At 54.5% G+C, this 13,337-nt stretch carries 19 protein-coding genes and 2 pseudogenes; all 21 read left to right on the forward strand.

Annotated features, from left to right (window positions below):
- The first annotated feature begins 19 nt into the window (after positions 1-19).
- A complete protein-coding gene (locus tag WMO44_RS09355; protein WP_005920451.1) occupies positions 20-322 on the forward strand; it encodes an HU family DNA-binding protein in 303 nt (100 codons plus the stop codon).
- 288 nt (positions 323-610) lie between these two features.
- Positions 611-1,798, forward strand: coding sequence for a DEAD/DEAH box helicase (locus WMO44_RS09360; protein ID WP_349152406.1), 1,188 nt, complete (start codon positions 611-613; stop codon positions 1,796-1,798).
- A gap of 109 nt (positions 1,799-1,907) precedes the next feature.
- Positions 1,908-2,561 (forward strand): MerR family transcriptional regulator, encoded by a 654-nt coding sequence (locus WMO44_RS09365; protein ID WP_097779318.1) that lies wholly within the window; start codon positions 1,908-1,910, stop codon positions 2,559-2,561.
- The gene (locus WMO44_RS09370) at positions 2,542-2,853 is read left to right on the forward strand and encodes a heavy metal-binding domain-containing protein (protein WP_005920073.1); all 312 of its coding nucleotides are present in this window, start codon (positions 2,542-2,544) and stop codon (positions 2,851-2,853) included. The genes WMO44_RS09365 and WMO44_RS09370 overlap by 20 nt, the downstream gene beginning before the upstream one ends.
- Positions 2,850-3,764, forward strand: coding sequence for a CPBP family intramembrane glutamic endopeptidase (locus tag WMO44_RS09375; protein WP_349152407.1), 915 nt, complete (start codon positions 2,850-2,852; stop codon positions 3,762-3,764). The genes WMO44_RS09370 and WMO44_RS09375 overlap by 4 nt, the downstream gene beginning before the upstream one ends.
- Before the next feature lie 434 nt (positions 3,765-4,198).
- Entirely contained in the window at positions 4,199-4,447 is a 249-nt protein-coding gene (locus WMO44_RS09380; RefSeq protein WP_349152408.1) for a helix-turn-helix domain-containing protein, read from the forward strand.
- Positions 4,448-4,452: 5 nt separating this feature from the next.
- Positions 4,453-5,178 carry a DNA methyltransferase gene (locus WMO44_RS09385; protein WP_349152409.1) on the forward strand — a complete coding sequence of 242 codons (726 nt, stop codon included), beginning with the start codon at positions 4,453-4,455 and terminating at the stop codon, positions 5,176-5,178.
- On the forward strand, positions 5,168-5,344 hold the full coding sequence (locus tag WMO44_RS09390; protein ID WP_349152410.1) for a hypothetical protein: 177 nt from the start codon (positions 5,168-5,170) through the stop codon (positions 5,342-5,344). Before WMO44_RS09385 ends, WMO44_RS09390 begins: the two co-directional genes overlap by 11 nt.
- Positions 5,345-5,577: 233 nt before the next feature.
- Positions 5,578-5,853: a hypothetical protein gene (locus WMO44_RS09395; RefSeq protein WP_349152411.1), complete on the forward strand. Its 276-nt coding sequence runs from the start codon at positions 5,578-5,580 to the stop codon at positions 5,851-5,853.
- Positions 5,854-6,136: 283 nt separating this feature from the next.
- Positions 6,137-6,433 (forward strand): hypothetical protein, encoded by a 297-nt coding sequence (locus tag WMO44_RS09400; RefSeq protein WP_349152412.1) that lies wholly within the window; start codon positions 6,137-6,139, stop codon positions 6,431-6,433.
- Between the two features lie 12 nt (positions 6,434-6,445).
- Positions 6,446-6,991, forward strand: a complete 546-nt coding sequence (locus WMO44_RS09405) for an HD domain-containing protein (RefSeq protein WP_349152413.1) — start codon at positions 6,446-6,448, stop codon at positions 6,989-6,991.
- Positions 6,988-7,473: a hypothetical protein gene (locus WMO44_RS09410; RefSeq protein ID WP_349152414.1), complete on the forward strand. Its 486-nt coding sequence runs from the start codon at positions 6,988-6,990 to the stop codon at positions 7,471-7,473. Before WMO44_RS09405 ends, WMO44_RS09410 begins: the two co-directional genes overlap by 4 nt.
- 472 nt (positions 7,474-7,945) lie before the next feature.
- Positions 7,946-8,170: pseudogene (locus WMO44_RS09415) on the forward strand (DNA cytosine methyltransferase); the annotation flags it as partial.
- A complete protein-coding gene (locus WMO44_RS09420; protein WP_349152415.1) occupies positions 8,130-9,776 on the forward strand; it encodes a hypothetical protein in 1,647 nt (548 codons plus the stop codon). The pseudogene WMO44_RS09415 and the gene WMO44_RS09420, both read left to right, overlap by 41 nt.
- Entirely contained in the window at positions 9,766-10,299 is a 534-nt protein-coding gene (locus tag WMO44_RS09425) for a 3D domain-containing protein (RefSeq protein ID WP_349152416.1), read from the forward strand. Before WMO44_RS09420 ends, WMO44_RS09425 begins: the two co-directional genes overlap by 11 nt.
- On the forward strand, positions 10,299-11,063 hold the full coding sequence (locus WMO44_RS09430; RefSeq protein ID WP_349152417.1) for a phosphoadenosine phosphosulfate reductase family protein: 765 nt from the start codon (positions 10,299-10,301) through the stop codon (positions 11,061-11,063). Before WMO44_RS09425 ends, WMO44_RS09430 begins: the two co-directional genes overlap by 1 nt.
- A 215-nt stretch (positions 11,064-11,278) precedes the next feature.
- Positions 11,279-11,837 (forward strand): annotated as a pseudogene (locus WMO44_RS09435) (MT-A70 family methyltransferase).
- A gap of 13 nt (positions 11,838-11,850) precedes the next feature.
- Positions 11,851-11,976, forward strand: coding sequence for a hypothetical protein (locus tag WMO44_RS09440; RefSeq protein WP_349152418.1), 126 nt, complete (start codon positions 11,851-11,853; stop codon positions 11,974-11,976).
- A gap of 282 nt (positions 11,977-12,258) precedes the next feature.
- A complete protein-coding gene (locus tag WMO44_RS09445; protein ID WP_349152419.1) occupies positions 12,259-12,447 on the forward strand; it encodes a hypothetical protein in 189 nt (62 codons plus the stop codon).
- Positions 12,444-13,073: a hypothetical protein gene (locus tag WMO44_RS09450; protein WP_349152420.1), complete on the forward strand. Its 630-nt coding sequence runs from the start codon at positions 12,444-12,446 to the stop codon at positions 13,071-13,073. The genes WMO44_RS09445 and WMO44_RS09450 overlap by 4 nt, the downstream gene beginning before the upstream one ends.
- Complete coding sequence (locus WMO44_RS09455; RefSeq protein ID WP_349152421.1) at positions 13,066-13,332, forward strand: hypothetical protein; 267 nt, start codon at positions 13,066-13,068, stop codon at positions 13,330-13,332. Before WMO44_RS09450 ends, WMO44_RS09455 begins: the two co-directional genes overlap by 8 nt.
- Positions 13,333-13,337 lie beyond the last annotated feature (5 nt).

The raw sequence follows: 13,337 nt of genomic DNA on the forward strand, positions 1-13,337 counted from the left end.
TCCAGGAGGATATCGATACATGACCCGTTCCCAGATGATCGAAACCGTGGCACGTAAGACCGGCTTTACTGAAGCTCAGGTCGAGACCACGATGGATGCAATGTTTGACCAGATCGCGGACTGCCTGCGCGCTGACGAAAAGGTGACCATCGCCGGCTTTGGCCGCTTTGAGATGCGTCCCCGCAAGCCGAAGGCTTACACCAACCCCAAGACCAAGGTCTCCAGCCAGCTGGAGTCCACCTCCATCCCCGGCTTCAAGGCCAGCGGCCGCTTCAAGCAGAAGCTGGAGGCCGGCAAGAAGAGCGTGGAAGAGACCGCCTGATCCTGCACACTGAGAACCGTACCCGTGACCCCGGGTGCGGTTCTTTTTGTTTGCCCAAAACTCTGCTGTGAAAATGGGATATCGGAACGCCCGCAGGCGTTCCGATATCTCGAAATTCAAAATCATTTTCCGCTGAAAATGCCCAGAGCGCAAGCGGAGGGCATTCTAAATCGTCCCGCCCTGTGTGCGATGAACGGCATCTTTTGGTTTCTCTGCTGACAAGCGCGGCATTTCATGCTATACTTGTTGCAACGAGAAAAAAACGCCACAAAGAACGGAGTTGTCCAAATGCTTTACAGCGAGTTGCAGTGCAGCGAAGCCATCCACAAGGCTGTGGAACGCATGGGCTTTGCCGAAATGACCGAGATTCAGGAAAAGACCATCCCCCTCATGCTGGCCGGGCATGATGTTATTGCCAAGGCACCCACCGGCACCGGTAAGACCTGTGCCTTCGGCATCCCGGTGGTGGAGCATATCCAGCCGGAAAACAAATATCCGCAGGCTGTTATCATGGCCCCCACCCGGGAGCTTGCGCAGCAGATCGCCGAGGAGCTGACCAACCTCACCTACTTTATGTCCGAGGTGCAGGTGGCCTGTGTGTACGGCGGCGCTAATATGGAAAAGCAGGCAAAGCGTCTGGCCGAGGGCTGCCAGATCGTGGTAGCCACCCCGGGACGGCTGATGGACCACTATAAACACCACAGCATTGATATCTCCCATGTGACCCAGATCGTGCTGGACGAAGCCGACGAGATGCTGAACATGGGCTTTTATAAGGATGTGCGCCATATCATCGAGATGATGAAGGCGCGCAAGGCGCTGTCTATGTTCTCCGCCACCATCAGCCGCGAGGTGATGGATATCGGCTGGCTGTACCAGCATAACGCCGAGGAGATCACCGTGCAGCCCCGGGAGGAGAGCCAGCCCAAGATCACCCAGTATATGCTGGAGACCTCCGGCCGCAACAAGCTGTCGGATCTGGCACAGATCATCATCGGCGAGGGCTACAAGCGGGTGATGGTGTTCTGCGATACCAAGTTCAACACCGCCACACTGGCAAACCAGCTGGCACGGCTGGGCTTCTCGGTGGACTGCCTGCACGGCGACCTCTCCCAGAAGGAGCGCAACCAGATCATGCAGGCCTTCCGGGACGGCAAGCTGGCCATTCTGGTGGCTACGGACGTTGCCGCTCGCGGTATTGACGTCTCGGACGTGGATGCCGTCATCAACTACGATGTGCCTAGCGAGAACGAGCACTACACTCACCGCATTGGCCGCACCGGCCGCGCCAAAAAAGAGGGCGTGAGCTACCTGTTCTATGTGCCGGAGGAGAAAAAGCGTGTGCAGGAACTGCTGCGCCTGACCCGCAACACCGACCTGTGCACCCCGGTGCACTTCGACTTCAACCACGAGCATATTGTGGTAGAGAAAAAGCAGGACAACGCCGACCGTTTCCAGATCAAGTGCTATTTTTAAAGGAAGGAGCTGCTGTACGACCTTGTGCGGCGGCTTTTTTTGCAAAAAGGCTTGACCTTCCCCTTTGTGGAAGGTGTAGAATACTCCCGTAAGGAGGGGGTCGTGACCCATGAAGATCAACGAAGTGGAAGCCGCCGTTGGCGTGACCAAAAAGAACATCCGCTTTTACGAGGAGGAGGGGCTCATCAGCCCCAGCCGGGAGCCGGGCAACGGCTACCGCAGCTACTCGCAGGCGGATGTGGAGCGCCTGCGCCGCATCAAGCTGCTGCGTAAGCTGGACGTGCCGCTGGCAGAGATCCGGGAGATGCTGGAAGGGCAGCGCACGCTGGCCGAGGGCATGAGCCAGCAGCTGGAACGTCTGCGCAGCCGCCGCGCCGACTTGGAGGAAGCAATCGGTTTCTGCACGCTGCTTCAACAGGAAAACGGCCCTCTGGAACAACTGGATGTGGAGCAGACGCTGGCGCGCCTGACCGCACGGGAAGAACAGGGAGTGACTTTTGTGAACATTGAACGTACCGACCAAAAAACCCGCCGCATCCGGGGTGCCTGTATCGGTGCCGCCCTTTTTGTGACCATGATGGCTTTTGTAATGGCTATCATGGGCTGGGCGGTCTACACCGACCCGCAGGATGCCCCGCCGCTGCCGCTGCTGGTGGTGATGTTCGGCATCCCGGCGGGCTGCATCGTAGGCACCCTGAAGGTGCTGCTGGATCGGATCGAAGAGATCGGAAAGGGAGAAGAAGATGCTTATCGTAACTATTAACGAGATCCCGGGCAAAAAGCTGGAGGCGCTGGGCGTGGTGCGGGGCAGCACGGTGCAGAGCCGCAACCTTGGCCACGACATGATGGCTGGCTTCCGCACCCTTGTGGGCGGCGAAGTGACCGACTACGCAGATATGCTTACCGAAGCGCGGCAGATCGCCACCGGGCGCATGGTCAAGGACGCCGAAAGCCTTGGCGCGGATGCCATTGTAGGGATGCGGTACGCCTCTGCCAGCGTCATGCAGGGCGCGGCAGAGGTCATAGCTTATGGAACGGCGGTGAAGTTCGTATGACGGTAAAAGAAAAACAGGGCTTCGGCCTGTATTTCCTGTTCGCCTTCGGCATGGCATGGCTGTGTCAGGTGGGCGGCTGCATGGCACTATTGCAGCAGAATAATGCGGTGCTGTATCAGCTGGCGCTCATCGTTACTATGTTCTGCCCGCTGCTGGCTGTACTGCTGGTGCAAAAGTTCTGGCTGCATCAGCCCACCGGCATCAGCTGGCGGCCCCGCCTGAAAGGCAACGGCAGGTATCTGCTGGCGGCATGGTTCGGCCCGGCGGTGCTCACCCTGCTGGGTGCGGTGCTGTATTTTGCGGTGTTCCCCTCCCGGCTGGACTTCTCCGGCAGCTGGCTGGTAGCCGCCTACGGCGGCGAGATGGACGCGCAGACCCTGCGCAGCCAGCTGGGCGTCTCCACCCGCAGCTATCTGCTGCAAAACGGTCTGTTTGCGGTGCTCCTTGCTCCGGCTATCAATATGTTCCCCGCGCTGGGCGAGGAGGTCGGCTGGCGCGGCTACATGATGCCTCGCCTGAAAGAGCGGTTTGGTCTGCTGAACGGCCGTCTGCTGGGCGGTGCTGTATGGGGCGTCTGGCACTGGCCGCTGATGCTGCTGGTGGGCTACGAGTACGGCACCAACTATCTGGGCGCACCCCTGCTGGGTCTGGTAGTGTGGTGCGTGGTCTGCTTTGCCCTGAACACCCTGCTGGATATCCTCTATGAGAAAACGGAGAGCATCTGGGTGCCTGCCATTGCACACGGCGCGTTCAATGCCGTTGCGGCGCTGCCGCAGGTGCTGGTCACCCCGGCGGATGCTTATTATAATGTACTGGGTCCCATGCCCATTGGTCTGATCGCTGCGCTGCCGATGTTGGCAACAGCAGTCTGGCTGACCCTGCGGGAGATGAAGCAGGAAGAAAAGAACTGAATTACAAGGCAACAGCCGCTGCACTTTTTGTGCGGCGGCTGTTTTTGCGCAGAAATGGTGGAAGAAAGGTCAAAACATCCCCTGAAACTGAGCGAAAAACTGGATGATGTATACAAAGCGCAAAAAAAGGCGAAAAAAATGTAAAAAAGGCTTGCAAAAGTGGTTGCGGTATGGTACTATATGTGAGCGCCAAGCGCTGAGACAAAAGAATGACTTCTGAAAGCTCAGCAGGAAGCCCTTGAAAAGAACCAATGAACGTTCAAATGTTCCGGTTAGCACCGAGAAACTACTGAGCGATTTAAGTTCAGAAAACTTCAAAAGCTTCTCGCTGAATTTGTAAAATAAACGCAAGAGAAAACGCAAGAGAAATCTTAGCGACTTCTCTTGCGTTATTTTTTTGCGCATTTTTAGGGAAAGCGAGGAAAAAGCAGGACATGGCAAAGCACATGACCCAAGATGACCGCAAGACGCTGGAAGCCCGGTACAATGCCGGGCAGAGCGTGGCGGGGATTGCAAGGGCAATGCAGTTCAACTACTCGACCATCTACAAGGAACTGAAGCGCGGCGACACCGGTAAGATGGATGCCAATGGCCGCGCCGGGTACAGCGCAGTGCTGGGACAGCAGCGCTTGTACAACAAGAAGCAGCAGCTCAGGTATTGGGCTGACCGCCCGGCGGAGTAAAAAGGATGGGAGAAGTATTCAAGCTGAACCATTGCTACAACGTGGACTGCGTTCCGGCAATGGAACTGTTCCCGGACAATTATTTTGATCTGGCCGTTGTAGATCCTCCGTACTTCTCTGGTCCAGAGCGTCGGGGCTTTTACGGCTCCAAGGTAAGCAAGATAGGCGTACACCGGGACTATCCGATTTCACCGGCATGGATCAGGCCGGGACCGGAGTATTTCAAAGAACTGCTCCGCGTTTCCAGACACTACATCGTGTGGGGCTGCAACTACTTTGATTATAAGTTTGCAACCGGGCGGATCGTGTGGGACAAGTGCAATGGAAGTTCCAGCTTTTCAGACTGCGAGATAGCGGCGACCGATTTATTTACATCGGTGCGATTGTTCCGCTATATGTGGTCCGGCATGATGCAAGGAAAGAGTATTGCGGAAGGCGGCACCATGCAGGGAAACAAATCCCTGAACGAAAAGAGAATCCACCCGACCCAGAAGCCGGTTGTCTTGTACGACTGGATATTCAAAAACTATGCAGAGCCGGGGCAAAAGATTCTTGATACTCACCTTGGAAGCGGAAGCAGCCGCATAGCAGCCTATGAAGCGGGACTTGATTTTATCGGCTTTGAAATTGACCCGTTCTATTTTCAACTGGAAGAAGAACGATTTGCAGAGTATACAAGTCAAACCAGCCTGTTTCACATGGAGGGAGGCGAAACGAAAAATGAAAATTGAAATCACTGGCGAGGCAAAAGAAATTGCGGTCTTTGCGCTGGAACTGCAAAGGCCGCAACCGTTCAACGTCCCCAATAAGGAAGCGCTGTCAGAAGAGCAGATGCGAGAATTTACTCACTATCTGGAGAACCATCATCCTCAAAATGAAGAACCCCACTTTGCTTGAGGATGTCGGAAACCATGTGAGCAACGGTGTCAGGAATCGAAGTTGCGAGATAGGCAAGGGCAGAACTTTGACCGCCGGATCGGTATGCTTCCTTTACTCCTTTGTTCAATTCGGATTCTGTCTTTTCGACAATGGCAAGGACAATCTGGTTATATTCAGAACGCTTCAAAGAAATCACCTCCTTTCCGTGCTCATTGTACTACAGGAAAGGCTAAATGCAAAGAGAGGACAAAATGATGCTTGAAAAACTCCACCGAGGAATCAGCAGCTTCAATAAGGCGTTCAACTGGCGGCGATTCCGCCGCGATGCGTTGCACCTGGGCGAAAGCCTGCTGGTGTTCGGCGTGCTGTACGGCATTTTCTCAACCCTGATCTGGGGCGTTTGCTGGATCTTCAAAATCAATTACGACCCGGATCTTGTTGCCATTGCATGGGCGGTGCCGGTGCTGCTGGACACGCTGGTAAACAAGGCTTACGACTGGAACAACGAAGTCCGGGACTGGGACTGACAGAACCGGAAAGGCATGGGCAGACCTACCCGCCCACCATGCGGCTGAACTGCGAGGGAAAGCCGCCCGGCTACCGCAAGGCCGGGGCCTTACCTGCTGGGGGCAGAAAGAATACGGCAGGGCGGTCCGCATGGGCAGGAGGAGCGGCATCATTTGTCCGACGCCGCTCTTTTGATATGGTACAGCCAGTGCAGGAGGGGGTGCATTCCCTTCCGTCCGGTGCTAACCCCGGAATGTACCACCATTGACCGAATATTCACGCAGCACAGAAAGGACAAACAACATGGGAGAAGATTACAAGGCAAAGATCGAAGTAGTGCTGAATAACGAGGATCATGTGGAGATGTACCTGAACGGCAAAACCACTACCCTGCAGAATATGGCAATCAGCGCGATGACGCAGACCATCGCACTGGGCGCGGACAGCTGGGATGATGCAAAGCTGCGGTTGGTAGAAGCTGTTTTCGCCCTCCCGCTGGCGCTGGAAAAGGCGTGGAAAGAAAAGGAAGCAGACAATGCCGCAGCCACCGACAAGAGCGCGGCTGCCGATACTGCCCAGGATGCCGCGCAGAAGGCGTAAGGGGGAACGATCATGGACAAGAAACTCCTGAAAGAAGAGTACAAGCGGCTGCTGACGAAGGCCATTGAAGGCAGACCGGGCGGCATGGCATTGATGATTGTCCTGGAAGAAACGGACTTTTACAACTCGCCCGCCAGCGCAAAGCATCACCTGAACGTCCCCGGCGGCCTGCTGCTGCACTCGCTCAACGTAGCGAGGGCTGCGCTGGAACTGTGCGAGAATATGCCGCAGTTTGCGAGGTGCGATAAGAACGCAGTCCTGACCGCAGCCCTGCTCCACGACGTTTGCAAAGCCGGAAATTACATCCAGAAACCGGATGGAAGCTATCAGTATAGAGATACGGATTTGCTGGGGCACGGTGAAGCGTCCGTAATCAACATTCAGCACTGGATCCACCTGACGGAAAAGGAAGTTCTGGCAATCCGGTGGCACATGGGTGCCTATACCGGAGAACGGGACTGGAACACTCTTAGCAAGGCATACGACAGATACCCGGAAGTCCTGTGCCTGCACATGGCTGACATGATCGCAACGCACATCATGGAGGTAGGAGAGTGAACGGGCGCGCTGCTTACATAGATCTTCCGAGCGGTAAGAGAATGGAACTATCAGCAAGTATACCGGATATCGAGGAAGTGCCGGGACCTTTGTCGGACGAAGAAAAAGCACTTATCGAAATGCTGGAAAATGAGTTTGAAACATTCGTTGCAGAGTTTTACACAGGTAGGCCATTGTGGAAAAGAAGAAACCTCAACATCCCAGAGCGCTGGGAAGTAGTGCAGGACAAACGCCGCAACCCTTCCCCGCTTGGGCGGTGCAGCTACCTACATAAAGCAAGGAAGGTCAAGAGTTTGGCAAGGAGCGTACATATTAGAATTGCCCCGCACAGGGGCGCAAAGAAGAATGACGTGGAACAGTGCAAGCACACGTTCAAAATAACCGATACCCGATGTGCGCCTTGTAGCGGTTACAATGTGGAGTGCAAGCACTACGAGAAAAACGATGCTGCTGATACAAAGCATAGTTCTTCTCTGGCGTAAGATAAGCAGCCCTGCACCGCAGAAGCGGGGCTGCTTTTTATATGGCGCAGAGCACTTCTTATAGGCGGAAGCGCTGCGAATGGGGTCAGACCCCATCTGCGCCTTGGTTGTTTTCCATGAAAGCCGGGAAACTTTGAAACCGGTTGCCCGGCATAGCGGAATGGTGCTGTACAGCAGCGTCCTCCTTTCCGTTCAAGCCCGGTGAAAGACCGGGCTGCCATTTCCGCGAAAGACGCACCCGCATGGAGTTGACGGGAATGGGCGCGCCGCAGCATGAGCGCAGAAATGCTCTGTTCAATCCGCTCAGGACAAAAGCGGTAGGCTGTTGCCGCAGCCGCCCCGCCCGGTGCTCTCTTTACCGGGCGGGCTTGATATGCGGACGCATAGAGGATGCACCTGCTTCTGATAATCCCCCATGAACAGGCGAGCCAGTTCGATGCTGGCCGTCCGTGCAAAAAGAAAAGAGGCCAATATGATTCATCTGGGCGACATAACAAAGATACACGGCAATGAAGTAGAACCGGTGGACTGCATCACATTTGGAAGCCCATGCCAGGATCTGTCCATTGCTGGGCACAGGACAGGGCTTGCGGGAGAACGGTCTGGGCTGTTCATGGAGGCGGTTCGGATCATAAAGGAAATGAGGTCAAGCACAAATGGATTGTATCCAACTTTCGCTATTTGGGAAAACGTACCAGGAGCCTTTTCCAGCAACAACGGAGAAGATTTCAGAGCCGTGCTGGAAGAGCTTGCCCGCGTGGAACAGCCAGACGCTATTGTTCCTAGACCTCCGAGGGGGGGCAGATGGAGCAAAGCCGGAGCAATCGCAGGAACTGGATGGAGCATTGTTTGGCGACAGATCGATGCTCAATATTGGGGAGTTCCCCAACGTCGAAAGCGAATCGCTCTTGTCGCAGATTTTGGAGGCCAACGCGCCTCTGAAATACTATTTGAGCGAACGGGCGTGTCAGGGCATCCTGACGAGGGCATCCCGACGTGGAAAGAAATTGCCGGACTTACTACAAACTGCTCTGCTGGAAATGATCGAGTGGTGGCAGAGGGGGGGGCGGAACGCAGCCTACACCTTGAAAATACGTTCGGGATGCGCAGGCGGCGGCAAGGGTGCGCTGGTGCAGACGGAGAAAACCGGGACGCTACAAGACCAGACGCTTTTCAAATTGATTCAAGAACCGACGTATTGTATTAGCGGCAATACAGTAGATAGAGCGACAAACCAAAACGGAACAGGAGTAAGAGAGAATGGCGGCTTCACCGTGAATACGGTTGATCGCCATGCCGTGGCGTACAAAGTTCAAGTCTTAAACGACCAGGGCGGCGGCAAGATGGATGTATCGTATGACGTGGTGGGAACATTGAGGGCAAATGCAAAAGGCCATGACCCGATTGTTCTTGATGCACTGCCGTTTGACACTACACAACTAACCAGCCCGCAGAACGGAAGTAACCCGCACTGGGGCGACCCGTGCCATCCTTTGGCTGCAAGCGCGCATACGCCATCCGCCGTTGTGAAAGTGTTTGATGCACGAGAAAGTGGCGACGGCCAGATAGTGCCGACAATCACGGGCGACCACGAGAGCAGGATCACGGATTATACTGCTATTGCGGTTGATCTGTACAACGGGGCAGTGACGGGAAATACAGCCGCAGCCATTACCTGCCGAAGCACAGCACCAAATTCGGGGCCAAAAGTAATAGAAAGCTACGGAATTGGAAACGGACAGGCTCATTCGTCAGTTACAAAAGAAAAGTCTGGAACATTGGACACGATGCACGACGCGCAGGCAGTTGCAATAGAACACGCTGGCTGTTTGACACCGTGGGATGTCCAGAGCCGCAGGATTTTTTCTGAATACGGGAAATGGCCTGCGTTGTATAGCGGAGAAGGCGGCGGACACGGATATGTGTTTACACTCCGATGGATTGTTCGCCGTCTAACCCCTATGGAATGCGAACGACTGCAAGGCTACCCGGACGGGTGGACGGACATTGGAGAATGGACGGACACCAAAGGAAAAAAGCACAAGGCAGCAGACAGCCCGCGGTATAAGGCGCTGGGAAATAGCATTGCTCTTCCGCAATGGTTCTGGATCGCACAGAAGATGAAATCATACATGGGAGACGGCGCAAAGCTAGGCAGTCTGTTTGACGGCATCGGCGGATTCCCACTGGTATGGGAGACTACATACGGAACTGGAACTGCCCGGTGGGCATCGGAAATTGAAGAGTTCCCAATCGCCGTTACGAAGAAGCGCTTCCCGGAAAGGAACGAACATGAAAATTGATGTAGGAAAAATCGCTCTGGTGGTAGTCCTGATCGCTGGCGTACAGACGAACACGCTTTACCACAGAATCAACGATCTGGAATGCCAGCGAGACATCTACAAGTCCCGGTATGAGGACTGGGAGGGCGTGTCGAAAGAAATTGCGGGGTATGCAGATACCCTGCGGGATTCGCTGAAAGCGCGGGATCGGCTGGACGGAAAGCTGCTGGTAGAGGATGCAGGAGATTTCCTCTGCACAGCATATTGCACCGAAAAGCGGGAGCACATCTGTGGTACTGGAACGGGAATTACCGCCAGCGGTGCGCCGGTCGAAGGCGGAGTGACGGTAGCAGCAGACCCGGACGTTTTCCCGTTCGGAACTGTCCTCTACATTGAAGATGTGGGCGTGAGAATCGTTCAGGATACCGGCGCCAGCGTCAAGGGAAAGCATCTGGACGTTGCCGTTTCCGGTAGCCATACGGATGCACTGAACTGGGACGGCTACGGCCGGCACAGGGTTTGGATCATCCGGGAGGCGGAGTAATGGACAAAGAACAAATGGCAATTGCCCGCCTACAGGACGCTGCAAGGCTTTCGGAGCATCGGTACAAGAAACCGTTAATGGTCACATACTCTGGCGGCAAGGACTCACAAGTGCTTGTGGCTCTGGCTGAACGTGCAGGAATCAACTTTGAGGTGGTCAACAGCCATACCACAGCAGATGCGCCGGAGACGGTATATTTCATCCGTGAGCAGTTCAAGGCGATGGAAGAACGGGGAATCAAATGCTCCATCGTCATGCCACGCTACAAGGACAAACCCGTGTCCATGTGGACACTGATTCCGCAAAAGCTGATGCCGCCGACAAGACTTGTACGCTATTGCTGTGCCGTTCTCAAAGAAAATACTGGCCGCGATAGATTTATCGCTACCGGCGTTCGCTGGGCTGAATCAACAAACAGAAAGAAAAACCGTGGAACGATGGAGTTTAGCCATCGTGACAAGGAAAAGCGCATCATCCTTATGGGAGACAATGATGAAAAAAGGCAGCTTTTTGAAACGTGCAGCATCAAGGGCAAGATGACCGTCAATCCGATCGTGGACTGGTCTGACGATGATGTGTGGGACTACACGCACGGCGAACACTTGCCTATCAATCCGTTGTATTGCGAAGGGCAGAAGCGCGTTGGCTGCATCGGCTGTCCTATGGCCGGTAGGGGGGCAGACAGCGTGAGTTTATGCGCTGGCCCGCCTACGAAAAAATGTACATCTCAGCGTTTGAACGAATGCTTAATATCAGAAAAGTAAAAGGTTTGCAGTGTGACTGGCAGAGTGGCATGGATGCTTTTCGCTGGTGGATGGAAGATGATAACATAAGCGGGCAGTTGAGCATGGACAATCTGATGGGGGAAGAACGGTGAGAACAGAAAAGGAGAAGCGGAAATGGACTGGGATGATCGGGCAGTGATTGCAGATCAGACTTGCATTTTGCGAAGTGATAAATGTTTCAAGGAGAATCAGAAATGAAACTGCCGGAAAAGAAGTACGCGGTGATATACGCAGATCCGCCGTGGAGTTACCGCCAGCATGGAACTGGACCCAAAAGCCGGGGCAACGCAGAACAGCACTATCACACAATGGATGTTGATAGCATCTGCGCATTGCCGGTCGGCCGGCTTGCGGGGGGGGGGGCAGGGCTGCGCTCTGTTCATGTGGGCGACATTCCCAACCATCCCGGACGCACTCCGGGTGATGGAAGCGTGGGGATTTACTTATAAAACCGCCGCTTTCGTCTGGATCAAGAAATATAAATCAGGAGGGAACTTTTACGGCATGGGCGCATATACCCGCGCAAATGCGGAGGTGTGTCTCCTGGGAGTGACACCGGGATTCAAGGCAAAAGAACTGGTAAAAAGTCATGCGGTACATCAGGTTATTGAATCGCCAATACAGGCGCACAGCGTAAAGCCGGATGAAGTCCGCCGTAGGATTGTTGAATTGCTGGGCGATGTACCGAGAATCGAACTGTTTGCCCGCCAACACGCAACCGGATGGGATGCGTGGGGAGATGAACTTGAGTAATTGGAGGAAAAGTATGGAAGGACTTGTAAAGACACTGGGAACCTTGCTGTTTGCACTGGGCGTGGCGCTGTGGGCAGCGGTGATATTTTTTGTGCCCGCTGCGCTGATTAAATACTGCTGGCTGTATCTGTTCGTATGATGAGGAAGGAACTTCTGGCGGCAAGGAACGTTCTCTGCAAAAAGATGCGGCAGAACTTCCTGCCGTGCGCAAAGTGCCCGCTGGGAAAGATCCGGGACGAGGGCGCGGCTTGCAGGGATAGCGTGCTGAAGCACAAGGCGGAGGCAGAAGAGATTCTAAAAACAGAATAGCGAACTCCACTATAAAGGCCGCCCGCCGCGGCGGTCTTTTTTATGAGCATGGGAACAGGCCCGCACCCGGTTCAACTCCGGGATTGCCCAAAATCGGAAGGAGGACGCACCAATGCAAAGGTATTATATCCTGCTGAAAGCAACCGGTGAAAGCGGTATGCCAGCGTGGCTGCCTTATAGGCTCACAGCAACCAGCGCAGAGCTGGCCGTTGAAAAGGCAAAAAAGATGGCAGGAGATCACTACCGAGAGTACAAGACGTTTGAGGTTCAGGTAATCGAAAATGAAGGGAGTTACAAATGAAACTGGCGGCAATCGCAAAACTTATCAAGGCTGACGAGTATTGCAAACTCTACAAGGCACTCTTTCGCGGCGACACCGGATGCGAGCTGTACATCGGCACGAAAACGGCAATCTTTCCGTTGACCGGATTCCCGAAGGCACAGAACGAAAGCGAGTTGGCAACACTTCTGGGTATCAGCAAGAGCGAGTGGGCGGATATCCAGTTCGGCGCTGAATGTACGGATGACGCTCTGCGCTTTGATGGCATGAATCTGGATGACACGGCAGACGGTGAGGTGGACTGCGTGACTGGCAGAATCAGCATCCGGTACTGTGGGAACGATCTGATCCCGATGATTGATCCGAACCACAGGACGGTAGGCTTTGTGGATGCAAAGCAGATCCTGCCGGTGGCGGATGAAATCCGCAAGAGCGGGTATTTCAAATACTGTCTGCGACAGATGGCGAGCGGCGGCCGCTACTATGTTATCAAAGACGGCATGGTGGTGCGCGGCGCTGTGCTCCCGGTGAAGATGGAACCGCTGGCAAAATCCGAACTGCGTGGACTTGCCGATATGGTGGCAAAAACGGCGGACGTTGCGGACGTTGAGGATTTGAGCAAGCGGGAGGGCGAAGAAAATGCGTAAGACCCTGAAAGCACTGGCGCTGACAATCTGCGCCACCTCACTGTGCGGAGCACTGGCGGGATGCGAAGCTGACAAAGCTATGGAAACAGACGAAGATCCGGTCAAGACGGTGTATGTCTATTCGCCGGATGGCACGTTGCTGGACAAAGGTGTATGCGAAGAAAGTTTCTGGGATTGGAGATGGCCGGTTGTTTCGGTAAATGTCAACGGGAAAAAGTATGAAACGGGCTGGGCCAATGTGGTTTTCGTGGAGGAATAACATGG

Source organism: Faecalibacterium tardum (genome assembly GCF_040096515.1).
GTDB classification, from domain to species: Bacteria; Bacillota; Clostridia; order Oscillospirales; family Ruminococcaceae; genus Faecalibacterium; species Faecalibacterium tardum.